Annotated in this window: 19 protein-coding genes; 8 read left to right on the top strand and 11 right to left on the bottom strand. The window is 60.4% G+C overall.

Features of this window, described 5'->3' with window-relative positions:
- Positions 1–108: 108 nt before the first annotated feature.
- Positions 109–1569: a membrane-bound lytic murein transglycosylase MltF gene (gene mltF, locus ACI514_RS20195; RefSeq protein WP_160056069.1), complete on the bottom strand. Its 1461-nt coding sequence runs from the start codon at positions 1567–1569 to the stop codon at positions 109–111.
- Between the two features lie 285 nt (positions 1570–1854).
- On the opposite strand from mltF, the gene purL reads away from it, so the two are divergent.
- The 3 genes from purL to ACI514_RS20180 all read left to right on the top strand — a co-directional run bounded on the left by purL (position 1855) and on the right by ACI514_RS20180 (position 7768).
- Positions 1855–5751, top strand: coding sequence for a phosphoribosylformylglycinamidine synthase (gene purL / locus ACI514_RS20190; protein ID WP_405122263.1), 3897 nt, complete (start codon positions 1855–1857; stop codon positions 5749–5751).
- 5 nt (positions 5752–5756) lie between these two features.
- The gene (locus ACI514_RS20185) at positions 5757–6068 is read left to right on the top strand and encodes a YqfO family protein (protein ID WP_042607740.1); all 312 of its coding nucleotides are present in this window, start codon (positions 5757–5759) and stop codon (positions 6066–6068) included.
- 1340 nt (positions 6069–7408) lie between these two features.
- The gene (locus ACI514_RS20180; protein WP_405122262.1) at positions 7409–7768 is read left to right on the top strand and encodes a DUF6124 family protein; all 360 of its coding nucleotides are present in this window, start codon (positions 7409–7411) and stop codon (positions 7766–7768) included.
- Between the two features lie 179 nt (positions 7769–7947).
- Here the strand turns inward: ACI514_RS20180 and nagE are convergent, their stop codons facing one another.
- The 7 genes from nagE to ACI514_RS20145 all read right to left on the bottom strand — a co-directional run bounded on the left by nagE (position 7948) and on the right by ACI514_RS20145 (position 16553).
- On the bottom strand, positions 7948–9663 hold the full coding sequence (nagE, locus tag ACI514_RS20175; RefSeq protein ID WP_405122261.1) for an N-acetylglucosamine-specific PTS transporter subunit IIBC: 1716 nt from the start codon (positions 9661–9663) through the stop codon (positions 7948–7950).
- A 23-nt stretch (positions 9664–9686) separates the two neighbouring features.
- Positions 9687–12200 carry a phosphoenolpyruvate--protein phosphotransferase gene (ptsP, locus tag ACI514_RS20170; RefSeq protein ID WP_405122260.1) on the bottom strand — a complete coding sequence of 838 codons (2514 nt, stop codon included), beginning with the start codon at positions 12198–12200 and terminating at the stop codon, positions 9687–9689.
- Positions 12201–12234: 34 nt separating this feature from the next.
- Positions 12235–13257 carry an SIS domain-containing protein gene (locus ACI514_RS20165; RefSeq protein ID WP_405122259.1) on the bottom strand — a complete coding sequence of 341 codons (1023 nt, stop codon included), beginning with the start codon at positions 13255–13257 and terminating at the stop codon, positions 12235–12237.
- Positions 13238–14344 carry an N-acetylglucosamine-6-phosphate deacetylase gene (gene nagA, locus ACI514_RS20160; RefSeq protein WP_160056081.1) on the bottom strand — a complete coding sequence of 369 codons (1107 nt, stop codon included), beginning with the start codon at positions 14342–14344 and terminating at the stop codon, positions 13238–13240. The genes ACI514_RS20165 and nagA overlap by 20 nt, the downstream gene beginning before the upstream one ends.
- Positions 14345–14383: 39 nt before the next feature.
- Positions 14384–15115, bottom strand: a complete 732-nt coding sequence (locus ACI514_RS20155) for a GntR family transcriptional regulator (protein WP_077571250.1) — start codon at positions 15113–15115, stop codon at positions 14384–14386.
- A 283-nt stretch (positions 15116–15398) separates the two neighbouring features.
- Positions 15399–15914, bottom strand: coding sequence for a murein L,D-transpeptidase family protein (locus tag ACI514_RS20150; RefSeq protein WP_160056083.1), 516 nt, complete (start codon positions 15912–15914; stop codon positions 15399–15401).
- A gap of 87 nt (positions 15915–16001) precedes the next feature.
- The gene (locus ACI514_RS20145) at positions 16002–16553 is read right to left on the bottom strand and encodes an NUDIX hydrolase (protein WP_095119357.1); all 552 of its coding nucleotides are present in this window, start codon (positions 16551–16553) and stop codon (positions 16002–16004) included.
- Between the two features lie 147 nt (positions 16554–16700).
- On the opposite strand from ACI514_RS20145, the gene ACI514_RS20140 reads away from it, so the two are divergent.
- The 5 genes from ACI514_RS20140 (at position 16701) to purT (ending at position 20055) form a co-directional block, all read left to right on the top strand.
- Positions 16701–17300, top strand: coding sequence for a CoA pyrophosphatase (locus tag ACI514_RS20140; protein ID WP_160056085.1), 600 nt, complete (start codon positions 16701–16703; stop codon positions 17298–17300).
- Between the two features lie 47 nt (positions 17301–17347).
- Positions 17348–17872: a gamma carbonic anhydrase family protein gene (locus tag ACI514_RS20135; protein WP_007954617.1), complete on the top strand. Its 525-nt coding sequence runs from the start codon at positions 17348–17350 to the stop codon at positions 17870–17872.
- Entirely contained in the window at positions 17869–18078 is a 210-nt protein-coding gene (locus ACI514_RS20130; protein ID WP_007908996.1) for a DUF1289 domain-containing protein, read from the top strand. Before ACI514_RS20135 ends, ACI514_RS20130 begins: the two co-directional genes overlap by 4 nt.
- A gap of 227 nt (positions 18079–18305) precedes the next feature.
- On the top strand, positions 18306–18773 hold the full coding sequence (locus ACI514_RS20125; RefSeq protein WP_160056087.1) for a VUT family protein: 468 nt from the start codon (positions 18306–18308) through the stop codon (positions 18771–18773).
- A gap of 100 nt (positions 18774–18873) precedes the next feature.
- Complete coding sequence (gene purT / locus ACI514_RS20120; protein WP_016986367.1) at positions 18874–20055, top strand: formate-dependent phosphoribosylglycinamide formyltransferase; 1182 nt, start codon at positions 18874–18876, stop codon at positions 20053–20055.
- Positions 20056–20154: 99 nt separating this feature from the next.
- Here the strand turns inward: purT and ACI514_RS20115 are convergent, their stop codons facing one another.
- From ACI514_RS20115 to ACI514_RS20105, 3 genes are all read right to left on the bottom strand, one after another.
- Positions 20155–21471 (bottom strand): MFS transporter, encoded by a 1317-nt coding sequence (locus ACI514_RS20115; RefSeq protein WP_405122258.1) that lies wholly within the window; start codon positions 21469–21471, stop codon positions 20155–20157.
- 266 nt (positions 21472–21737) lie between these two features.
- The gene (locus ACI514_RS20110; protein ID WP_160056091.1) at positions 21738–22979 is read right to left on the bottom strand and encodes a transporter associated domain-containing protein; all 1242 of its coding nucleotides are present in this window, start codon (positions 22977–22979) and stop codon (positions 21738–21740) included.
- A gap of 12 nt (positions 22980–22991) precedes the next feature.
- Positions 22992–23804 (bottom strand): inner membrane protein YpjD, encoded by an 813-nt coding sequence (locus tag ACI514_RS20105; RefSeq protein ID WP_007908989.1) that lies wholly within the window; start codon positions 23802–23804, stop codon positions 22992–22994.
- Positions 23805–23835: the final 31 nt, after the last annotated feature.

Here is a 23835-nt window from a genome sequence, read left to right as displayed (position 1 = left end):
CCTGTAGGAGTGAGCCTGCTCGCGATATCGGTGTGTCAGACAAAATTAATTGACTGACCCACCGATATCGCGAGCAGGCTCGCTCCCACATTTGATTTGGGGGGTTGGTTAGAGCGGGGCAGGTTCTTGAGTGGGCTTTGATTTGTCGATACCGGGCACATGCAGATTGCCCTCAGCCACTTGATCACCTTCAAGCTGCGGCTGCGTTACCCACGTCAGAATGTCGTAGTAGCGACGAATGTTCGCCACAAAATGCACCGGCTCGCCGCCTCTGGCGTAGCCATAACGCGTCTTGCTGTACCACTGCTTTTGCGACAGGCGCGGCAGGATCTTCTTCACATCCAGCCACTTGTCCGGATTCAGCCCTTCCTTGGCCGTCAGCTTGCGCGCGTCATCCAGATGGCCGCTGCCGACGTTGTACGCCGCCAGGGCAAACCAGGTGCGATCCGGTTCCTTGATCGAATCGTCGAGCTGATCCTTCATATAAGCCAGGTATTTCGCCCCGCCCATAATGCTTTGCTTCGGGTCGAGGCGGTTGGACACGCCCATCGCCTGCGCGGTGTTCTGGGTCAGCATCATCAACCCGCGCACGCCGGTTTTCGAGGTGACGGTCGGCTGCCACAGCGATTCCTGATAACCGATGGCCGCCAGCAGGCGCCAGTCGACTTTCTCTTTCTTCGCGTAGTTCTTGAAGTGCTGTTCGTACTTTGGCAGGCGCTGCTGCAGGTGCTGGGCGAAGGTCGTGGCGCCCATGTAGCCGAGGACATCGACGTGGCCGTAATAACGATCCTTCAAGCGTTGCAGGGTGCCGTTCTTCTGCACCTTGTCCAGATACGCATTGATCTCGTTGAGCAGGCTGTTGTCCTCGCCCGGGCCGACCGCCCAGCTCTGGCTGCGCGCATCGCCAAGGTCGAAAGCCACGCGGATGTTGGTGAAGTACACCTGATTCATCGCCACTTCGTTGGAATCGACCAGGGTCAGGTCAATCTGGCCTTCATCGACCATGCGTAGCAGGTCGACCACTTCAACCGCGTCGGACTCTTCGTATTCGATACCGGGAAATTTCTTTTTCAGCTCGGCCAATTGCTCAGCGTGGGTGCTGCCCTTGAGCACCATGATCTTCTTGCCGACCAGATCACCGGGATCGGTCGGCCGCGACTGACCATTGCGATAGATGATCTGCGGGGTGACTTCAAGGTAGGAGTGCGAGAACCGCACCTGCTGCTTGCGCTGATCGCTGCTGACCAGACCAGCGGCGGCCAGCACCGGGCCGTTCGGCTTGCCGATCTGATCGAACAGGTCATCGAGATTGTCGGCGGTCTCGATCTTCAGTTCGACACCCAAATCGTCGGCGAAGCGCTTCACCAGCTCGTATTCGAAGCCGGTTTCACCGCTGCGATCCTGAAAGTAGGTGGCGGGGCTGTTACGGGTAATCACCCGCAGCACACCATCCTCCTTTACGCGCTCGAGTGTGTTGGGTTTATCAACACAGCCACCGAGCATCAGGAAGAGTCCGGTTGCGATCAGCCATTTGGCGTACCGCGGACGCAAAGCCGTTGGGAAAAACATCTGCGCAGTATACGCAAACGGCCGCGGGCGCCATATCTCGACAGTGCAGGGCGAGTCTGCTAGCGATCACAAAACCGAGCTGAACCCCGCAGAAACGGGCCTTTACGGCTTTTTGTTACAGTAAAAATAAGCGGCCTCAGAATAGCCGATTTACCTGACTCTGAAGTCGGAAACACAGATTGATACCCGGGTGCAACCGTGCGTAGCGTTTCGGGTGATGTTGAAGGCGGTTTAGGCTAGAATGCACGGCCTCAAAGCACACCCCTTCCCGAGGCTGTCCCGAAGATGTTGATCCTGCGCGGCGCTCCTGCCCTTTCTGCCTTTCGCCACAGCAAACTCCTTGAGCAACTGAGCCAGAAGGTTCCAGCTGTCAGTGGCCTGTATGCTGAATTCGCTCACTTCGCCGAAGTCACCGGCGTCCTGACCGGCGACGAACAGCAGGTGCTAGCGCGCCTTCTGAAGTACGGCCCAAGCGTTCCGGTACAAGAGCCGACCGGTCGTCTGTTTCTGGTGTTGCCGCGTTTCGGCACCATCTCGCCATGGTCGAGCAAGGCCAGCGACATCGCCCGCAACTGCGGCTTGAGCAAGATCCAGCGTCTGGAGCGCGGTATCGCCTTCTACGTGGCCGGTCAGTTCAGCGAAGCCGAAGCCCAGCAGATTGCCGACGTGCTGCATGACCGCATGACCCAGATCGTGCTGGCCAACCTCGAACAGGCCGCCGGTCTGTTCAGCCACGCCGAGCCGAAGCCGCTGACGGCCATCGACATCCTTGGTGGCGGTCGCGCCGCGCTGGAAAAAGCCAACACCGAGCTGGGCCTGGCTCTGGCCGAAGACGAGATCGACTATTTGGTCGACGCCTTCAACGGCTTGAAGCGCAACCCGCACGACATCGAACTGATGATGTTCGCCCAGGCCAACTCCGAGCACTGCCGCCACAAGATCTTCAACGCCAGTTGGGATATTGATGGTGAGAACCAGGAAAAAAGCCTGTTCGGCATGATCAAGAACACCTACGTGATGCACAGCGAAGGCGTTCTGTCGGCTTATAAGGACAACGCCTCGGTGATCGTCGGCAACGTCGCCGGCCGTTTTTTCCCGAACCCTGAGACCCGCCAGTACGGCGCGGTGCAGGAGCCGGTGCACATCCTGATGAAGGTTGAAACCCACAACCACCCGACCGCGATCGCTCCGTTCCCGGGCGCGTCGACCGGTTCCGGCGGCGAGATCCGTGACGAAGGTGCCACCGGCCGTGGCGCCAAGCCAAAGGCTGGCCTGACCGGTTTCACCGTATCCAACCTGCAGATCCCGGGCTTCGAACAGCCGTGGGAAGTGCCTTACGGCAAGCCTGAGCGCATCGTCACCGCGCTGGACATCATGATCGAAGGCCCGCTCGGCGGCGCCGCGTTCAACAACGAATTCGGCCGTCCGGCCCTGACTGGCTACTTCCGTACCTTCGAACAGTCGATCAGCACCCCGCACGGTGACGAGGTTCGCGGTTACCACAAGCCGATCATGCTGGCTGGCGGCATGGGCAACATCCGTGAAGAACACGTCAAGAAAGGCGAGATCGTCGTTGGCTCCAAGCTGATCGTCCTCGGCGGCCCGGCGATGTTGATTGGTCTGGGCGGCGGCGCCGCTTCCTCGATGGCCACCGGAACCAGCTCGGCGGATCTCGACTTCGCTTCCGTGCAGCGTGAAAACCCTGAAATGGAACGTCGCTGCCAGGAAGTCATCGACCGTTGCTGGCAACTGGGTGACAAAAACCCGATCAGCTTCATCCACGACGTCGGCGCGGGCGGTCTGTCCAACGCCTTCCCGGAACTGGTCAACGACGGCGACCGCGGTGGCCGTTTCGAACTGCGCAACATTCCCAACGACGAGCCGGGCATGGCCCCGCACGAAATCTGGTCCAACGAATCCCAGGAACGTTACGTTCTGGCCGTCGGCCCTGAAGACTTCGAGCGCTTCCAGGCGATCTGCGAACGTGAGCGTTGCCCGTTTGCCGTAGTGGGCGAGGCGACTGCCGAGCCGCAACTGACCGTGACCGACAGCCACTTCGGCAACAACCCGGTGGACATGCCACTGGAAGTGTTGCTGGGCAAAGCCCCGCGCATGCACCGTTCGGTGGTTCGTGAAGCCGAGCTGGGCGATGACTTCGATCCGTCGAACCTCGACATCAGCGAATCCATCGAACGCGTTCTGCATCACCCGGCCGTGGCGAGCAAAAGCTTCCTGATCACCATCGGCGACCGCACCATCACCGGCCTCGTGGCCCGTGACCAAATGGTCGGCCCGTGGCAGGTTCCGGTGGCCGACGTTGCCGTCACCGCCACCAGTTTCGACGTCTACACCGGTGAAGCGATGGCGATGGGCGAGCGTACTCCGCTGGCACTGCTGGACGCTCCGGCGTCGGGCCGCATGGCCATCGGCGAAACCCTGACCAACATTGCCGCGTCGCGCATCAACAAGATCTCCGACATCAAATTGTCGGCGAACTGGATGTCCGCTGCCGGCCACCCGGGCGAAGACGCGCGTCTGTACGACACCGTGAAAGCGGTCGGTATGGAACTGTGCCCTGAGCTGGGCATCACCATTCCGGTGGGCAAGGACTCGATGTCCATGGCCACCCGTTGGAGCGACAACGGCGAAGAAAAAACCGTGACCTCGCCGATGTCGCTGATCGTGACCGGTTTCGCGCCAGTGGCTGACATCCGTCAGACCCTGACCCCGGAACTGCGCATGGACAAGGGCACCACCGACCTGATCCTGATCGACCTCGGTCGTGGTCAGAACCGCATGGGTGCTTCGATCCTTGCACAGGTTCACGGCAAGCTCGGCAAACACGCGCCGGACGTCGATGACGCCGAAGACCTGAAAGCCTTCTTTGCAGTGATCCAGGGCCTCAACGCCGACGGTCACCTGCTGGCTTACCACGACCGTTCCGACGGTGGTCTGCTGACCTCCGTGGTCGAAATGGCCTTCGCCGGCCACTGCGGTCTGAGCCTGAACCTCGACAGCGTTGCCGAGTCCTCGGCGGAAATCGCTGCGATCCTGTTCAACGAAGAACTGGGTGCGGTGATCCAGGTTCGTCAGGACGCCACGCCGGACATCCTCGCGCAATTCAGCGCGGCCGGTCTGGGCGACTGCGTGTCGGTGATCGGTCAGCCGATCAACAATGGTCAGATCAACATCACCTTCAACGGTGACACCGTGTTCGAAGGCCAGCGCCGTCTGCTGCAACGTCAGTGGGCCGAGACCAGCTACCAGATCCAGCGTCTGCGCGACAACGCCGACTGCGCCGAGCAAGAGTTCGACGTGCTGCTGGAAGAAGACAATCCGGGTTTGAGCGTCAAGCTCAGCTACGACGTCAACCAGGACATCGCCGCGCCTTACATCAAGAAAGGCATCCGCCCACAGGTTGCCGTGCTGCGTGAGCAGGGCGTCAACGGTCAGGTGGAAATGGCCGCTGCGTTCGACCGCGCCGGTTTCAACGCAATCGACGTGCACATGAGCGACATTCTCGCCGGCCGTGTCGACCTGAACGAGTTCAAAGGTCTGGTGGCCTGCGGTGGTTTCTCCTACGGCGACGTCCTCGGCGCCGGTGAAGGCTGGGCCAAGTCGGCGCTGTTCAACAGCCGCGCCCGCGATGCGTTCCAGGGTTTCTTCGAGCGTAACGACAGCTTCACTCTCGGCGTGTGCAACGGTTGCCAGATGATGTCCAACCTGCACGAGCTGATTCCGGGCAGCGAGTTCTGGCCGCACTTCGTGCGCAACCGCTCCGAGCAGTTCGAAGCGCGCGTGGCGATGGTGCAGATCCAGGAATCGAACTCGATCTTCCTGCAAGGCATGGCCGGTTCGCGTATGCCGATCGCCATTGCTCACGGTGAAGGTCACGCCGAGTTCTCCAGCGAAGAAGCCCTGCTGGAAGCCGATCTGTCCGGTTGCGTGGCGATGCGTTTCGTCGACAACCACGGCAAGGTTACCGAGCGTTACCCGGCCAACCCGAACGGTTCGCCGCGCGGGATTACCGGTCTCACCAGCCGTGATGGCCGTGTGACGATCATGATGCCGCACCCGGAGCGTGTGTTCCGTGCCGTGCAGAACTCGTGGCGTTCGGAAGACTGGAACGAAGATGCACCGTGGATGCGTATGTTCCGTAACGCGCGCGTCTGGGTGAACTAAGGCCTGTGTACAAGCTCGCTTTTTTTGTTCCTGACAGTCATGTCGAGGTGGTCAAAGGGGCTGTGTTCGCTGCCGGTGGTGGGCGAATCGGTGACTATGACCACTGTGCCTGGCAGGTGCTCGGTCTGGGCCAGTTTCGACCTTTGGACGGCAGTCAGCCGTTTATTGGCGAGGCGGGGCAGGTTGAGCGGGTTGAGGAATGGAAGGTTGAGCTTGTGGTGGCGGATGAGTTGATTGTTGCTGTTGTGGCGGCGCTCAAGTTGAGCCATCCGTATGAGACACCGGCTTATGAAGTGTGGCGGCTGGAAGATTTCTGATCTTTCTTGCTGCTGAAACGGGAAACCCGCAGATGAGTGATTGTCTGCGGGTTTTTTGTTGCCCCCGATTTTTTGGGTGATGGCGTTTGTTTAATGTGGGAGCGAGCCTGCTCGCGAAGGCGCTGGCTCAGGCAATTATGTTCTGACTGATCGGGTACATATCCGTTGCTGCGGTAACGGCTGCTTAGGGTTCCGCCCTTACGGCGGGTCACCTTTTCCAAACGCCGAAAAGGTAACCGAAAACGCTTGCCCCAACGTTCGGCCCACTCGCTAAAGCTCGGGGTTCCTTCGCTCCGGAATTCATCCGGGCGCATCGCCTACGGTTTGCTTCGCTGCACCTCCTCTCGCTGTGTTTGGCTGCGCCAAACGGTCGCTGCGCTCCCACCCCCGGATAAATCCCTCCACTCAGCCTGCCGACGGGGCCGGTGGATCAAGATCAAGAGCTGCAGCCGAGCTAACGCTCATCCTGTTGAGTGGTGAAGAGCACGGGGTGTTCGGCTTTTGATTTGTGTTGGAGCTTCCCCTCACCCCAGCCCTCTCCCGAGGGAGAGGGGGCCGATTTTTGGGCTTTTCAGGATATGAGTTCGACTCGGTATTTCACGTCGGCGAACATCCACCAAACACCCCGGTCAGTCCCCTCTCCCTGTGGGAGAGGGCTAGGGTGAGGGGCTTTGGTCTGTTTCAGAATCTGAATTCGGCTCGGTATTTCACGTCGGCGAACATCCACCAAACACCCCGGTCAGTCCCCTCTCCCTGTGGGAGAGGGCTAGGGTGAGGGGCTTTTGATCTATTTCAGAATCTGAATTCGACTCAGTCTTTCACGTCGGCGTACTTCTACCAAACACCTCGGTCAGTTCCCTCTCCCTCTGGGAGAGGGCTAGGGTGAGGGGCTTTTGATCTGTTTCAAGAATCTGAATTCGACTCGGTATTTCACGTCGGCGTACATCCACCAAACACCTCGGTCAGTCCCCTCTCCCTCTGGGAGAGGGCTAGGGTGAGGGTTTGCTTTTGGCTGTTTAATGATGTGTCGAATAGCCAGAACCTTCCCACAAGGTTTTCAGGTTGTCCGTCGGACGTCGGGTCTCTAGTCTTTGGCTATCACCGCAAATCGGTGATCGGGTGTGAGAACCCGGTAAGAGGTTTTAATCAAACGTCAGTAGCACCATAATCGCCGCCAGCTCATTTGCTGCCGGTGATGTTCTATGGCGGCTGTGTGCGGGCGGACTTCGGTTCGGCCGGGTTGATCTCTTACCGGTTTCTCACTCCGCACATAGCTGCCACCTCTTCGTCGCGTGAGAAACGACCAGTGATGGCTCAATCATTGATTAGAGATCATTGCAATGACTAAGCCCGTACCCGATCCACCCGAAACCAAAACCCCACTCGAAGAAGCTCTCCGCGCCGAAGACCAGGCCCGAAACCGCGAAGCCATCAAACGCGCCCTCGACTTCTACCTGAGCCCCGAACCCGCAAAGCCCCGCCGACCGAGCACCATGTTCATGGTCTGCCCAGAGGTCGACACCGAAAGCCTGCTCGCTCACGCCTGCGAGTCATTAGCCTCGGCAAGTACCGCCGCCAGCAACTTCGCCAATGAGCTAAACGGTTCTCAGCGCAGCACCGTATTAGGTATCCAGCAAATCGTCATGCTCGCCGAACTCGCGGTAAACCGGGCGCTGGATCGAGTCGATCCACAAACCTGACGATCGCGTCATCGTTCATCGCCAGCAGGCTGGCTCCCACAGTTGAAACGCATTCCCTTGTGGGGCCTGGCTTGCCAGCGATGACGCCGATCCAGACAACCCAAGTCTGGCAGAACGCACACACTCCAAACTGTGGGAGCTAGCCTGCTAGCGATGAGGCCTGTCCAAACACCAGACCTCTAAACCTTGGCGCTGACCTCGCTGCGATTGACCAACGCTTCAAGCGCTCCACTCAAACTCGCAGCCTTATCCCCCACCAGCAAATGCCAAACCCCACCCTCCAACTGGCTGACACCCTGACAACCCAGCTCTTTCAACTGCGCCTCGGACAACGCCTTGCCATCCGCCAACAGCAAGCGAATCCGGCTCATGGCAATGCAATCCAGTTGCAGCACGTTGTCGCCACCGCCCAGTGCGGTCAGCCATTGCTGCGCTTCGGAGCCGGCAATCACAGCGGCTTTCGACTCATCAGCAACAACAGATGTCTCAACCAGAACGGCACGTCCCAGAGAAGGCATCGCCAGACGAATCTCATCAGCAATACTGTCCGCCATTGGACCGACAACCACCTGCAAACTTCCACCCTTGCCCGGACGCACAACCGCCATCGCCCCCAGCACTTTCAGCTCAGCATCCGACGCCTTGTTGCGATCGACCATCTCCAGTCGCAACCGCGTAGTGCAGGCGCCAACGGTGACCAAATTCTCCGCCCCACCCAATGCCTTGATGTAAGCACTGGCGCGTTCGTTTTCAGTGAGGACCGCTTTCTCAGCAGCAGCCACATCCTCGCGCCCCGGCGTCTTCAGATTGAAGCGACGAATACAGAAATCAAACACCGCGTAATACACCACGGCATACGCCAGCCCGACAGGAATCACTAACCAGCCATTGGTGGATCGGCCCCAACCCAACACCATGTCGATGAATCCGCCGGAGAAGGTGAAACCGAGGTGAATGTTCAACGCATTGGTGATCGCCATCGACAACCCGGTCAGCAGCGCATGCAGCAGATACAACAACGGCGCCAAAAACATGAAGGCAAATTCAATCGGCTCGGTCACCCCAGTCAAAAACGACGTCAAGGCCATCGACAGAAAAATCCCGCCCATCACCTTGCGCCGTTCCGGCAGGGCATTGCGATACATCGCCAGGCAAGCGGCGGGCAGGCCGAAGATCATCATCGGGAACATGCCGGTCATGAACTGCCCGCCCTTCGGATCACCGGCGAAGTAGCGCGACAGGTCACCCGTCACCAGAGCACCGGTAGTCGGGTCGGTGAAATTGCCGAACACGAACCACGCCATGTTGTTGAGGATGTGGTGCAGGCCGGTGACGATCAGCAGACGGTTGAACACGCCAAACACAAACGCGCCGAGGCTGCCGCTTTCCATCATCAGCGCACCAAAAGCGTTGATGCCGTGCTGGATCGGCGGCCAGATATAGCCGAAGACCACGCCCAGACCGACCGCCGCAAACCCGGTGACAATCGGCACAAACCGCCGCCCGCCGAAGAACGCCAGGTACTCCGGCAGCTTGATGTCCTTGAAGCGGTTGTACAGCGCGCCGGCCATCAGACCGCTGACGATCCCGGCGAGCATGCCCATGTTGATACTCGCGTCGAGCACCTTGAGCGTGGAGATCATCACCAGATAACCGATCACCCCGGCGAGGCCGGCGGTGCCGTTGTTGTCCTTGGCGAAACCGACGGCGATGCCGATGGCGAAGATCATCGCCAGGTTGGCGAAGATCACTTGGCCGGCATCGTGAATGATTGCGATGTTCAGCAGGTCGGTGTCACCCAGGCGCAGCAGCAGGCCGGCAATCGGCAGGATCGCGATCGGCAGCATCAGCGCACGGCCGAGGCGTTGCAGGCCTTCGATGAAGAGTTGGTACATGGCGTTTGTCCTTGTTGTTTTTGTTAGCGCAGAGGCCAATGTTGATGACAGGCGTGACGCACCGCAGCCGCACTGCTCAGCTTGAGCAGGTCACGGGCGAGGCGTTGGCATTCGGCTTCATGCAGTTGGCGCACGCGATCCTTGATTTCACCGATCTGCACCGGGCTGACCGACAATTCGGTGACGCCCAGACCGATCAACACCGGTGTGGCCAGCGGATCGGAGGCGAGGGCCCCGCAGACACCGACCCAGCGTTTGTGCACTGCCGCGCCTGCGCAGGTCATGGCGATCAGGCGCAGCAGCGCCGGGTGCAGGGCATCGACGCGGGCGGCCAGACCTGCGTGATCGCGATCCATGGCCAATGTGTATTGCGACAAATCGTTGGTGCCGATCGAGAGGAAGTCGGCATGTTCGGCGAGTTGTTCGGCTTGCAGCGCGGCGGCGGGGACTTCGATCATCACGCCGATTTCCGGGCGTTGGCTGATACCGAGTTCGATGCACAGGGCATCGACGCGCTGGCGAATGTGCAGCAGCTCATCGACTTCGGTGACCATCGGCAACAGGATCCGGCAACGGTGCAGCGGGCTGACTTGCAGCAGCGCGCGCAGTTGCTGATCGAGAACTTCCGGGCGGGCCTGAGCCAGACGAATGCCGCGCAGGCCGAGCACCGGGTTGGCTTCCGCCGGCAGCGGTAGATAGTCGAGGTGCTTGTCGCCGCCGACGTCGATGGTGCGGATGATTACTGACTTGTCGCCCATCGCATCGATCACAGCCTGGTATGCACTGCGCTGCTCTTCGACGTCTGGAGCGGTCTGGCGATCAACGAACAAAAACTCAGTGCGCAGCAAACCAACACCATCGGCACCGTTGGCAAAGGCATCTGCCGCTTCACCGCTGGAGGCGACATTGGCGACGACTTCGATGTGCACGCCATTTCGCGTTTCGGCTGGCAGGTGAGCTTTGGCCTGCTGCGCGTCGCGACGTTGCTGGCGATCAATTTGCATCTGTTGAACTTCAGCCAGACGATCGGCATTCGGTGTCAGTTCGAGACGTCCACCGTCAGCATCGAGCACCACCGAATGACCTTGCGGCTGATCAAGCAATGCCGAACCCAGCGCCACCATGCACGGCAGCCCTTTGCCGCGCGCCAGAATCGCCACATGCGAAGTCGCGCCACCCGCGGCCATGCATAACCCGGCGACACCTTGCGCGCTGAGTTGCAGCAAATCCGAGGGCGTCAGTTCATGTGCGGCAACAATGGCGCCTGCCGGCACGTCGTAATTCCACGCCTCACCGAGCAACGCACGTAGCACGCGTTGCTTGAGGTCGCGCAGATCGTTGGCGCGTTCGGCCAGCAGCGCGCTGCCGGTGTGCTGCAGCATTTCGCACTGCACGTCGATCGACTGACTCCAGGCGTGAGTTGCCGCACAACCTTGTTCTATGGATCGCTGTGCAGCGTCGAGCAGCGCCGGGTCTTCGAGCAGTGCCAGATGCGCGGCGAAGATCGCTTCTTCGTCGGCACTCTTGTGTTTTTTCGCTTGAGCGAGAGTGCCGTCGATTTCGTTGCGCACTTGTGTCAGCGCGGCTTCAAAAATCTGCTGCTGTTGCAGCGGGTCATGATTGCCCGGATCCGCCGGCAAGCTGATCGTGTTCAAACGGAACAGTGGCCCGCCAACTAAACCTGGCGCGGCGCAGACACCGTGCAAAACACCTGCCTCGGCCGGGCGTTTAATAGCGGCAACATCGACCGGTGCCGCCGCGTGATGATCATCCGGCAACGCGGTGGCCAGCGCCGTGAGCAACGCTTGCAACGCCGCTTCGGCATCCGGGCCCTGACAGCTGACTTGCACTTCATCCTGCTCGCCAACCGCCAGGCCCATCAAACCGATCAGGCTGTTGCACGGCGCCGATTTACCGGCGAAGTGCAGTCGCGACTGACTCTTGAAACCCTGCGCAGTCTGTCGAATCAGCGCCGCAGGGCGCGCATGCAAACCGCCGCGATGCGCCACCAGCACATGAGCATGAACCTCCGGCCCGCCGACGACGTCTGCGCTCGAGGCAGAGCCGTTACGCGCCACAATGTGCAGCAGCGGCTCGCCGACTTTCACGGCTTTGAGCGTGATCGGCCGTACCTGAAAATCCTGGCTGTTGGTCAGGATCAACAAGCTGACGAGGCTTTTGCATTGCTGGCCGACCTTGTCCAGGTCATAGCGCAACAACGGCTGGCCCTTACTGACGCGGGTGCCATCCTTGACCAGCATCGAGAAGCCTTCGCCGTTCAACTCAACGGTGTCGAGCCCCAGGTGCAGGAGGATTTCCGCGCCGTTGTCGGCCCGCAAAGTGAGCGCGTGGCCGGTGCGCGCGACGTGAATGATCACCCCGGCGCACGGCGAGTACAGGGTGTCGTTGATCGGGTCGATGGCAATGCCGTCGCCCATCGCGCCGCTGGCGAACACCGCGTCCGGGACTTTGGCGAGCGTGAGCACCGGGCCGCTGAGCGGGGCGCTGAGGGTCAGCTCTTTATTGTTGTTGTGCATGGCTCGGTCTCATCAGGTGTGCAGTCATTCGGACTTAGTGCGTGCGGGTCACTTTGCTCAGGTGGCGCGGCTGATCCGGGTCCATGCCACGGGCCACGGCCAGACCGGCAGCCATCACATAGAAACTCTGAATTGCCAGAATCGGATCGAGGGCCGGGTGCTCGGCGCGGGTCAGCGTCAGATCGCGTTCGCTCACGTCGTCCGGCGCGGCCAGCAAGACGCGGGCGCCGCGTTGACGCATCTCCGCCGCAAGACTCAGCAGGCCAGCCTGCTCGGCGCCGCGTGGCGCGAAGACCAGCAACGGATAGTGTTCGTCGATCAGCGCCATCGGGCCGTGACGCACTTCGGCGCTGCTGAACGCTTCGGCCTGAATCGCCGAGGTTTCCTTGAATTTCAGCGCCGCCTCCTGAGCAATGGCGAAACCGGCGCCACGGCCGATGACCATCAGCCGCTCGCAATCGCGCAGCGTTTCGATGGCCACGCTCCAGTCCTGTTTCGCCGCTTCGCGCAGGCCTTCAGGCAGGGCGTTACCGGCCTCGAGCAATTCGCTGTCCTCTTTCCAGTGCGCGATCAAACGGGCGCTGGCGCTGAGGGTGGCGATAAAGCTTTTGGTCGCGGCGACGCTGCTTTCAGTCCCGGCGAGCAGCGGCACGCTGAATTCACAGGCAGCTTCCAGCGGCGAATCGGCGGCGTTGACCATCGACACACTCAGCGCGCCACGCTTGCGCAGCAGACGCAGGCTGTTGACCAGATCCGGGCTCTGCCCCGATTGCGAAAACGCGAACGCGACCTGACCGCTGACCTTCAACGGCGCCTGTTGCATGGTCACCACCGACATCGGCAACGACGCCACCGGCACACCCAGTTGCTGCATGGTCAGGTAGGCGAAGTAGCTCGCCGCGTGGTCGGAGCTGCCGCGCGCAACGGTCATCGCCACTTGCGGTGGCTGACGGCGCAGGCGCCCGGCGATCTCGATCATTGGCGCGTCGAGCTGTTGCAGTTGGGCTTGCACGGCCGCGAACGAGGACAGCGCCTCCTCAAGCATTTTTGAAGTCAATGTCTTCTCCTTCGACCATGACGGCGGTCAGTGTGAGTGAGCGATCCAGCCGCACGCAGTCGGCCCAGGCGCCTGGTGCAAGGCGCCCGCGTTCGGTGATGCCGAGGTAGTCGGCGGGGAATTGCGACAGGCGCTGCGAGGCTTCGGCGATCGGCAACCCGATCTTCACCAGATTGCGCAGGGCCTGATCCATGGTCAGCGTGCTGCCGGCCAAGGTGCCGTCGGGCAGCCGCACGCCGCCCAGGCATTTGGTCACGGTGTGGCTGCCAAGCTTGTATTCACCGTCGGGCATGCCGGCGGCCGCGGTCGAATCGGTGACGCAATACAGGCACGGGATCGAGCGCAGGGCCACGCGGATGGCGCCGGGGTGCACGTGCAGCAAATCCGGAATCAGCTCGGCGAATTTGGCGTGAGCCAGCGCAGCGCCGACGATGCCCGGCTCGCGGTGATGCAGCGGGCTCATGGCGTTGTAAAGGTGAGTGAAACTGGTCGCGCCGGCATCCAGTGCGGCGACGCCTTCCTCGTAACTGCCGAGGGTGTGGCCGATCTGCATGCGCACGCCACGGCTGCTCAGCTCACGAATCAAACCGTCGTGGCCGGCGATTTCCGGGGCAATCGTGATCACCCGAATCGGCGCCAATGCCAGATACTCTTCGACTTCGGCCATCAACGCGGTGTGGGCGAAGTTCGGTTGCGCGCCGAGTTTTCCCGGATTGATGTACGGACCTTCGAGGTGTACGCCGAGGACCCGCGCGGCACCTTTCGGACGCTGTTCGCAGAACTCTCCTACTTCCTTCAGGACGCTGGAGATCTCGGTGCTCGGCGCGGTCATGGTGGTGGCCAGCAGCGAGGTGGTGCCGAAACGCACGTGGGTTCTGGTGATGGTTTCGAAAGCGCTGGCGCCTTCCATGATGTCTTTGCCACCACCGCCGTGAACGTGCAGGTCGATGAAGCCCGGCAGCAGATACGGCAGGTCATTGCTCGCCGGATCGCAGGGCACGCCTTCGATCGACACGACTTTGCCGTGTTCGTGGATCAGCCGGCCGCGAATCCAGCCGCTGGCGGTGAGGATGTTGTCTTCGGACATTTCGGTTCTCGCTTTGGGCCGTTTTAGCGGCGCAGCTCTTTATCTACGAAGCTCTGCAACAAAGTCGTAGTAGTCGTTGCGGCAATAGGTGTCGGTGACTTCGATCGGCGTGTTGTCTTCGAGGTAGCCGACCCGGGTCATCAGCAACATGGCGGTGCCGGGGGCGATGCCGACCAGCGCGGCGAACTCGTCCGAGGCGTTGATTGCCTGAATGTGTTGCAGGGCGCGGACGATCGGTTTGCCGATGCCGTCGAGGTACTCGTAGAGCGAATCGCCGACCCGTTGCGGCTTGGGCATGATCGAGGCGGGCAGGGTGCTCATCTCGATGGCCATGACCGTGTCATCGGCTTTGCGCAGACGCTTCATGCGCGCGACCTTGTCGTTCGGCGACAGGCTGAGGCGGATCAGTTCTTCGTGAGTCGGCAGGGTGATTTCACGTTCCAGCCAGTGTGAGCTGGGTACGAAGCCCTTGAGACGAAGCATTTCGCTGAAGCCCGAAAGGCGCGACAGCGGTTGTTCGAGGCGTGGGGTAATGAAGGTGCCGGAGCCTTGCAAGCGGCGGATCAGGCCTTGATCGAGGAGGACTTCCAGCGCCTTGCGCGCAGTCACTCGGGAGATGCCCAGTTGCTCGCTGAGGTTGCGTTCCGAGGGCATCGCCTGCTCGGACTTCCACTGCCCGGCATGAATCGCAGCTTCCAGATTGCGCGCCAGTTGCAGGTACAGCGGCGTCGGCTGGGAGTCGTCCGGGCGTAGGGTATGGAGGTCGTTCATGTAGGGCATTTCCGTCGCGAGTATAGGATTGTTGTGGCTCGCTTGTGGGGCGGAAATTAATACCACTTGAATACCATGTCAACGCAGGCAATGGGCAGTTAATCCAATGAAATGGCGGGTTTTAGAGGGGGTGGTTTGAAGTGGTATTAAAGGTGGGCTGTAAAAAGCAAAAGATCGCAGCCTGCGGCAGCTCCTACAGTTGAGAGTGGTATCACCCTTGTAGGCGCTGCCGCAGGCTGCGATCTTTTGATTTATTTTTTTGCGGGTGACCAATGGTCAGGGATTAAGGGCGGATTTCGACCATCGTGCCGTCCGGCACCAGGCTCCACACTTCGCGCATATCGACGTTGCGCATGGCGACGCAGCCGTCAGTCCAGTCCAGGGTATGGAACAGGTCTTCCGGGGTTTCTTCCGAATCCGGCGTGCCGTGGATCATGATCATCCCGCCGGGTTCGACGCCTTCACGCCGGGCGCGGGCCGAGTCGCTGATGTTCGGGTAGGAAATGTGCATCGACAGATTGAATTTGTCGCTGGTCTTGCGCCAGTCGATCCAATAGAAACCTTCCGGCGTACGCTTGTCGCCTTCAATCAGTTTCGGACCTTTCTTCGCACCTTTGCCCAAGGAAATGCGATAGGTTTTCAGTGGCTTGCCGTCGGCGATCAACTGCAGTTGATGCGCCGATTTGAGCACCAGGACTTTCTCGATGAGCGGGGTATTCGCAGGCGTCACGGTGGTCACGAATGACGCTTGGGAGACGGTAACGAACGACAGGCAGAACAGGGCAAGCAACCAGCGCATTGAAACGATTCCCCAGGAATGACGCAGATACATGATTTATAGGTGTTGTGCAGACGTGCTCGGGTTATCGGCTGGCCGGCGACGAAATCAAGTAATGGCAGGCTGAGCAAGCGGCGGAATCGATTCCGAACGAACCGGATACACCTCAACACGCCGATCAGCAAAGAAGCATTCTAAGGTACGCCCCACCGTGCGGAAAGCCAGCTCGTCCCACGGGATGTCGGCTTCGTCAAATAGTTGTACTTCGAGGCTCTCGGGGCCGGCGGCAAAGTCCAGATCGACCAGCTCGGCACGAAAGAATACATGCACCTGACTGATGTGCGGTACGTCGATCAGCGTATAGATGCTCAGGTTGCGCACCCGGGCGCAGGCTTCTTCGGCAGTCTCGCGCACGGCGGCCTGCTCGATGGTCTCGCCGTTTTCCATGAAGCCGGCGGGCAACGTCCAGTAACCGAGGCGCGGTTCGATGGCGCGACGGCAGAGCAACACTTTGGTGCCCCAGGTCGGCACGCAGCCGGCGACAATATTGGGGTTCTGATAGTGAATGGTCTGACAGCTGTCACAGACAAATCGCAGCCGCGAATCGCCTTCGGGAATGCGCTGGGTGACCGGGTTACCGCAGTGGCTGCAAAATTTCATGCTGGGCTTCCTGAATGCTGCGCCTATCTTGGCGTGCAGCGGTGCCGGTCGGCAAGTTGTCGTTTCGCGACACGACGGGTTTCGGGGGCTTGGGCGCTCGCAATGATTGGTGCATGATGCAGGGTAAGGCACTGATCGAGAACACTCATGCTGGACGAGCTACTGCATAGGGTTAGCAACCACACACCGCGCACGCTGGAGACTGATACACGTTTCCCCGAGGCCGCCGTTCTGGTGCCGATTACTCGCAGTGACGAGCCGGAACTGCTGCTGACCTTGCGCGCCAGCGGGCTCTCGACCCACGGCGGCGAAGTCGCCTTCCCTGGTGGTCGCCGCGATCCGGAAGATCCGGATCTGATTTTTACCGCGCTGCGAGAGGCCGAGGAAGAAATCGGTCTGCCGCCCGGACTGGTCGAAGTCATCGGCCCGCTCAGCCCGCTGATTTCCCTGCACGGCATCAAGGTCACGCCTTATGTCGGCGTTATTCCCGACTTTGTTGAATACCGCGCCAACGACGCCGAAATCGCTGCCGTTTTCAGCGTGCCGCTGGAATTCTTCCGTAAAGACCCTCGTGAACACACGCACCGCATCGACTATCAGGGCCGCAGTTGGTACGTGCCGAGCTATCGCTACGGCGATTTCAAGATCTGGGGCCTGACGGCGATCATGATCGTCGAGTTGATCAATCTGCTCTATGACGCCAAGATCAGCCTGCACCAACCGCCGAAAAGCTTTATCAACACCTGAAGCCGTCGTTCGAACGGCCACTCACCGTGAGCCCTGAGGAAAACAAGATGAAATACCGCTTGGGCGACGCCCGTGTCGAGACCCATCCACAGAGCTGGGTCGCCCCCAATGCCGTGCTGGTGGGCAAGGTCAAACTGGAAGAGGGCGCCAACGTCTGGTTCAACGCCGTGCTGCGCGGCGACAACGAACTGATCCTGATCGGCAAGAACAGCAACGTCCAGGACGGCACCGTGATGCACACCGACATGGGCTATCCGCTGACCATCGGCACCGGCGTGACCATCGGCCACAATGCGATGCTGCATGGCTGCACCGTCGGCGATTACAGCCTGATCGGCATTAACGCGGTGATTCTCAACGGCGCGAAGATCGGCAAGAACTGCATCATCGGCGCCAATTCGCTGATTGGTGAAGGCAAGGAAATTCCCGATGGTTCGCTGGTGATGGGCTCGCCGGGCAAGGTCGTGCGAGAGCTGACCGAGCCGCAGAAGAAGATGCTTGAGGCCAGCGCCGCCCACTATGTGCATAACTCGCAGCGTTATGCCCGCGATCTGGTTGAGCAGGAAGAATGAACACGCCAGAAAGACCCGTCGCCTCGCCGTGCGTGAATATTTGTGCGCTGGATGAGGCTGACATCTGTACCGGCTGTCAGCGTACGGTCGAGGAAATCACCCGCTGGGGCCGGATGACCAATGACGAGCGCCGCGTGGTGTTGGGGTTGTGTCATGAGCGGGCGAAGGCGAGTGGGTTGGTGTGGATGATCCCTTCGAAGTCGTGATCGGCTTGGGACGGCCCTCACCCTAGCCCTCTCCCAGGGGGAGAGGGGACTGACCGAGGTGTCTTACGCTATACGCCGACTTGGCATACCGAGTCGGACTCAGGATTTGAAAAGCCCCCGATCTGCTCCCTTTCCCCCTCGCCCCTTGGGGAGAGGGCTGGGGTGAGGGGGTAGCTCTTGATTTGCCGGTCAAGTAACCTGTGCGCCAATCTGCCAGGTCGCCCGCCATGATTTTCCTCATCGCCTACATCAGCAGCGTCGTGCTGATCAACTTCGCCTTTTCCACCGCGCCGCACCTGGACATCATCTGGTCGGCCTGGGGTGGTCTGGTGTTCGTGCTGCGCGACATGGTGCAAACTCGCTTCGGTCACGGCGCGATCGTGGCGATGCTGGCGGCGCTGGTACTGTCTTACGTCACCTCCGATCCTTCCATTGCCCTTGCCAGCGCCACAGCGTTCGCGGTCTCCGAGTGCATCGACTGGCTGGTATTCAGCATCACCAAGCGCCCATTGCGCGACCGCTTGTGGATCAGTTCGGCGCTGAGCATTCCCATCGATACGTTCATCTTCTTCGGTATGATCGACCTGCTGACGCCGCCGGTGATCATTACTGCTCTGCTGTCGAAATTCGCCGGTGTCACCGCCGTCTGGCTGATCATGGCCTGGCGTGAGCGCAAACAGGCCGTCGCCGGCTGAAGCCAAAGCCTCAGGTTCATGTAAAATGCCGCGCTTTCTCCCCATGGAAAGCGCGTCAGGCGTTGCTTTCCTCGATGATCCGCTTCTTTGAGGACCTGAGATGACCCGTATCGGAACTCCATTGTCGCCGACCGCGACCCGCGTATTGCTGTGTGGCTGTGGTGAGTTGGGCAAGGAAGTGGTGATCGAGCTGCAACGCCTGGGCGTTGAAGTGATCGCCGTTGACCGTTACGCCAACGCGCCGGCCATGCAAGTTGCCCATCGCAGCCACGTGATCAACATGCTCGACGGCGCCGCTTTGCGCGCGGTGATCGAAGCCGAGAAGCCGCACTTCATCGTGCCGGAAATCGAAGCCATCGCCACCGCCACCCTGGTTGAGCTGGAAGCCGAAGGCTTCACCGTGATCCCGACCGCGCGCGCTGCGCAACTGACCATGAACCGCGAAGGCATCCGTCGTCTGGCCGCTGAAGAGCTGGACCTGCCGACCTCGCCTTACCACTTTGCCGACACCTTCGAGGACTACAGCAAAGCCGTCGAAGACCTGGGTTTCCCATGCGTCGTCAAACCGGTGATGAGCTCGTCGGGCAAAGGCCAGAGTCTGCTGCGCAGCGTCGATGACGTGCAGAAGGCCTGGGATTACGCGCAGGAGGGCGGTCGCGCCGGCAAAGGTCGGGTAATCATCGAAGGCTTTATCGATTTCGACTACGAAATCACCCTGCTGACCGTGCGCCACATCGGCGGCACTACGTTCTGCGCACCGGTCGGTCACCGTCAGGAGAAGGGCGACTATCAGGAGTCGTGGCAGCCACAAGCCATGAGCCCGATTGCCCTGGCTGAATCCGAGCGTGTTGCCAAAGCGGTAACCGAGGCACTGGGCGGCCGTGGTCTGTTCGGCGTGGAGCTGTTCATCAAAGGTGATCAGGTATGGTTCAGCGAAGTGTCGCCGCGTCCGCACGACACCGGTCTGGTGACGCTGATTTCCCAGGATCTGTCGCAGTTCGCTTTGCACGCCCGCGCGATTCTGGGTCTGCCAGTGCCGTTGATTCGTCAGTTCGGGCCATCGGCTTCGGCGGTGATTCTGGTGGAAGGGCAATCGACCCAGACCGCATTCGCCAACCTCGGCGCTGCGTTGAGCGAGCCGGACACGGCGTTGCGTCTGTTTGGTAAGCCAGAGGTGAATGGTCAGCGTCGCATGGGCGTGGCGCTGGCGCGGGATGAGTCGATCGAGGCTGCTCGTGCCAAGGCGACCCGCGCTGCTCAGGCTGTTGTCGTAGAACTGTAAAGTTGCGACATTCGCGAGCAGGCTCGCTCCCACAGGTTTCTGTGTATGTCACAGACCTAATGTGGGAGCGAGCCTGCTCGCGAAGCTTTTGATCTTCTGTCAGGCAACCCGATTCAGATCGTTATCCCTCGTCTCTTTCAGACACAGCACCGCAATCAAGCTCAGCACCGCCGCCCCCGACACATACCCGCCGACATAACTCAGACCACCCATCGCCACCAGTTTCTGCGCAAAGAACGGCGCCGCCGAGGCCCCGACAATGCCGCCCAGGTTATACGCCGCCGAAGCGCCGGTATAACGCACATGGGTCGGAAACAGCTCAGGCAACAGTGCCCCCATCGGCGCAAACGTCACGCCCATCAAGAACAGCTCGATGCACAGAAACAGTGCCACGCCCCAGGTGGAGCCCTGAGTCAGCAGCGGCTCCATCAGAAATCCGGACAGAATTGCCAGCACGCCACCGATGATCAGCACCGGTTTGCGCCCGTAACGGTCGCTGGCCCACGCGGACAGTGGCGTAGCGGCGGCCATGAACAGCACGGCGAAACACAGCAACCCAAGGAACGTTTCACGGCTATAGCCGAGTGTGGAAACCCCGTAACTCAGGGAGAACACCGTCGAGATATAGAACAGCGCATAGCACACCACCATCGCTGCCGCGCCCAGCAACGTTGGTGCCCAATACTGGCTGAACAGCTCGACCAGCGGGATTTTTACCCGCTCCTGACGGGCGATGGCGTTGGCGAAAACTGGCGTTTCGTGGAGTTTCAGGCGCACATAGAGGCCGACCATCACCAGCACCGCGCTGAGCAGGAACGGAATGCGCCAGCCCCAACTACGGAATTGCTCGTCATCGAGGGTCATGGCCAAGGTCAGGAACAAACCGTTGGCCGCGAGAAAACCAATCGAAGGTCCAAGCTGCGGGAACATGCCGAACCACGCGCGTTTGCCCTTTGGCGCATTTTCCGTGGCGAGGAGGGCAGCGCCACCCCATTCACCGCCCAATCCCAGCCCCTGCCCGAAGCGCAGCACGCACAGCAGAATCGGTGCCCACGCACCAATCGTGGCGTAACCCGGCAGCACGCCGATCAGCGTCGTACACACGCCCATCAACAGCAAGGATGCGACCAGTGTCGATTTGCGCCCGATACGGTCACCAAAATGGCCGAACAACGCCGAGCCCAGCGGTCGGGCGAGGAAGGCAATGCCAAAGGTCAGAAACGCCGAAAGCATCTGTGCGGTGCCGGAGGTCTGCGGAAAGAACACCGGACCGATCACCAGCGCAGCAGCCGTGGCGTAAACATAGAAGTCGTAGAACTCGATCGCGGTGCCGATAAAACTCGCCGTGGCCACGCGGGTAGCGGAGTTGGTCGGTTGGGCAGGCGCGGTGTCGCTGAAAGCGGTACTGGTCGTCATGCGGTGATCCCTGACAGTCATGAGCTCCATTGGAGCGAATTATTATGGTCGAACACCCAGGGATGTGGGATGAGGCGCGGTCGCTGTTTCAGGTAGAAACAGTCGCCGGAGTACAGCGGAAATGGCCGAAACCTGTTGGGTGCGGGGTAAGCACGAGGCTCGGCGGCGCTTGGGTAAGCGCCTCGATTATAGGAAGGGGGCTAACAATCAAACAAGAGCAAAGATCGCAGGGTAGGAGCTGCCGAAGGCTGCGATCTTTTGATCTTTTACCTGGCAGGCACCAAAGCAGGCACAGAAGAGGTATGCCAAATCAGCACTTTGCTAACCCGGTTCTCTTCAGTCTCAAGAATCTCCAGGCGATAACGCCCGATCTTCAAGCAAACCGCACTTTCCGGAATAGTCTCCAACGCCTCGGTCACCAGACCATTCAGCGTTTTCGGACCATCGCTCGGCAAATGCCAGCCCAGGCACTTGTTCAACTCGCGGATCGAAGCGGCACCGTCAATCACCATGCGGCCATCAGACTGCGGATGAATGTGCGGATTATCGATGCTGTGCTCGCTTTCGAACTCGCCGACAATTTCTTCGAGAATATCCTCCAGCGTGACGACACCGAGGACTTCGCCGTATTCGTCGACCACCATGCCGAGGCGCCGCTGCTGCTTGTGGAAATTCAGCAGTTGCAGTTGCAGCGGTGTGCTTTCCGGCACGAAGTAAGGCTCGTAACTGGCCGCCAGCAGCGCCTCGCGGGTCAGATCGCCATTGTTCAGCAAATGTCGGATCTGCCGGGTGTTGAGCACTGCTTCAACTTGGTTGATATCGCTGTGGAACACCGGCAGGCGGGTGCGCTTGTTGTGGCGAAGCTGTTCGATGATCTCGTCGATCGAATCGTCGAGGTTGATACCGTCGACGTCACTGCGCGGCACCAGAATGTCATTGACCGTAATGTTGTCCAGCGCATGAATCCCCGAAACCGGGTGTGCGTGAACCGGGTGCTCCGGATCGTCGTAACGGTCAGCAGGTGAGTCATCCTCACTTTGCTGTACGACTTGAGCCTTGCGCACAAACGGCCGCATCAGCAGACCACTGATGCGGCTGAACAACCAGGCAAACGGATAAACAATCTTCAGCGGCACCGCCAGCAAGGTATTGCCGAACGCCAGCACCGCATCGGGATAGCGTTGGGCGACGGTACGTGGAAAGTAATCGGCAAACACCAGCAGGATTGCGCCAGCACCGAGGCACGCTGCCCACGGGCCGTTTTCTTCGCAGAGAAAAATCGCCAGCAGCGTCGCAATCACCATGGCGAGCGCACGGCACAAGGTGTTACAGAGAATCAGGCTGTCGAGCGGGAAGCTCAGCTTCGCCAGCGGTTTATCGCTGGCGCGCGAGGCGGTGCGTTGCGCGAGCAGGTGCTGCTGCGCGATTTCGACGGCGGTAAACAGCCCTGACCATAAAATCAGCAGGACAAATACCGCGAGCATCGGCCCTATGGGCAAACCGTCCATTTATGCCGCCCGTCAGATGTGCAGGATGTATTCACGAACCAGTTTGCTGCCGAAATACGCCAACATCAGCAGGCAGAAACCGGCGAGGGTCCAGCGAATCGCCTTGTGACCGCGCCAGCCGAGACGGTTGCGGCCCCACAACAACACGCTGAAGACGATCCAGGCCAGGCACGCCAGCAGGGTCTTGTGCACCAGATGCTGGGCGAACAGGTTCTCGACGAACAGCCAGCCGGAAATCAGCGACAGCGACAGCAGCGTCCAGCCGGCCCACAGGAAACCGAACAACAGGCTTTCCATGGTTTGCAGTGGCGGGAAGTTCTTGATCAGCCCGGACGGGTGCTTGTGCTTGAGCTGGTGGTCTTGCACCAGCAGCAACAAGGCCTGGAACACCGCAATGGTGAACATGCCGTAGGCGAGGATCGACAACAGAATATGCGCGAGGATGCCTGGCTCTTCATCGATGATCTGCACCGTGCCGGTCGGCGCGAACTGCGCCAGCAGCACGGTAATTGCGCCCAGCGGGAACAGCAGCACCAGCAGGTTTTCCACCGGAATACGCGAGCAGGCGATCAGCGTCAGGGCGATCACCGCCGCCGCGATCAGGCTGGAGGCGCTGAAGAAGTCTAGGCCCAGACCGATTGGTGTCAGCAAGTGGGTGAGCAGGCTGGCGGCGTGGGCCACCACGGCGAAAGCGCCGAGGCTAACCAGCAGGCGTTTGTTCGCCTTGGCGCCAGTGGCCAGACGAGTGCTCTGATAAAGGGTCGCAGCGGCATACAGAAGGGCGGCGGCGAGGGTGGTCAATAAACTGGGTGACAAGGGGAGCATAAATCCTGTTAGGCAGGCCCGAAAGGGGCTG

Origin of the sequence: Pseudomonas sp. M20, from assembly GCF_045037865.1 — a bacterium.
Lineage (GTDB): Bacteria > Pseudomonadota > Gammaproteobacteria > Pseudomonadales > Pseudomonadaceae > Aquipseudomonas.
This window is presented reverse-complemented; position numbering and strand designations above follow the sequence as displayed.

What these genes read in the sequence shown, in the direction of transcription:
- ptsP (WP_405122260.1), bottom strand. Translation starts at nt 12,200, where the DNA reads ATGCACAACAACAATAAAGAGCTGACCCTCAGCGCCCCGCTCAGCGGC.
- ACI514_RS20110 (WP_160056091.1), bottom strand. Translation starts at nt 22,979, where the DNA reads ATGGACGGTTTGCCCATAGGGCCGATGCTCGCGGTATTTGTCCTGCTG.
- purL (WP_405122263.1), top strand. Translation starts at nt 1,855, where the DNA reads ATGTTGATCCTGCGCGGCGCTCCTGCCCTTTCTGCCTTTCGCCACAGC.
- ACI514_RS20105 (WP_007908989.1), bottom strand. Translation starts at nt 23,804, where the DNA reads ATGCTCCCCTTGTCACCCAGTTTATTGACCACCCTCGCCGCCGCCCTT.
- purT (WP_016986367.1), top strand. Translation starts at nt 18,874, where the DNA reads ATGACCCGTATCGGAACTCCATTGTCGCCGACCGCGACCCGCGTATTG.
- mltF (WP_160056069.1), bottom strand. Translation starts at nt 1,569, where the DNA reads ATGTTTTTCCCAACGGCTTTGCGTCCGCGGTACGCCAAATGGCTGATC.
- ACI514_RS20135 (WP_007954617.1), top strand. Translation starts at nt 17,348, where the DNA reads ATGAAATACCGCTTGGGCGACGCCCGTGTCGAGACCCATCCACAGAGC.
- ACI514_RS20125 (WP_160056087.1), top strand. Translation starts at nt 18,306, where the DNA reads ATGATTTTCCTCATCGCCTACATCAGCAGCGTCGTGCTGATCAACTTC.
- ACI514_RS20155 (WP_077571250.1), bottom strand. Translation starts at nt 15,115, where the DNA reads ATGAACGACCTCCATACCCTACGCCCGGACGACTCCCAGCCGACGCCG.
- ACI514_RS20145 (WP_095119357.1), bottom strand. Translation starts at nt 16,553, where the DNA reads ATGAAATTTTGCAGCCACTGCGGTAACCCGGTCACCCAGCGCATTCCC.
- nagA (WP_160056081.1), bottom strand. Translation starts at nt 14,344, where the DNA reads ATGTCCGAAGACAACATCCTCACCGCCAGCGGCTGGATTCGCGGCCGG.
- ACI514_RS20140 (WP_160056085.1), top strand. Translation starts at nt 16,701, where the DNA reads ATGCTGGACGAGCTACTGCATAGGGTTAGCAACCACACACCGCGCACG.
- ACI514_RS20150 (WP_160056083.1), bottom strand. Translation starts at nt 15,914, where the DNA reads ATGCGCTGGTTGCTTGCCCTGTTCTGCCTGTCGTTCGTTACCGTCTCC.
- ACI514_RS20130 (WP_007908996.1), top strand. Translation starts at nt 17,869, where the DNA reads ATGAACACGCCAGAAAGACCCGTCGCCTCGCCGTGCGTGAATATTTGT.
- ACI514_RS20180 (WP_405122262.1), top strand. Translation starts at nt 7,409, where the DNA reads ATGACTAAGCCCGTACCCGATCCACCCGAAACCAAAACCCCACTCGAA.
- ACI514_RS20115 (WP_405122258.1), bottom strand. Translation starts at nt 21,471, where the DNA reads ATGACGACCAGTACCGCTTTCAGCGACACCGCGCCTGCCCAACCGACC.
- nagE (WP_405122261.1), bottom strand. Translation starts at nt 9,663, where the DNA reads ATGTACCAACTCTTCATCGAAGGCCTGCAACGCCTCGGCCGTGCGCTG.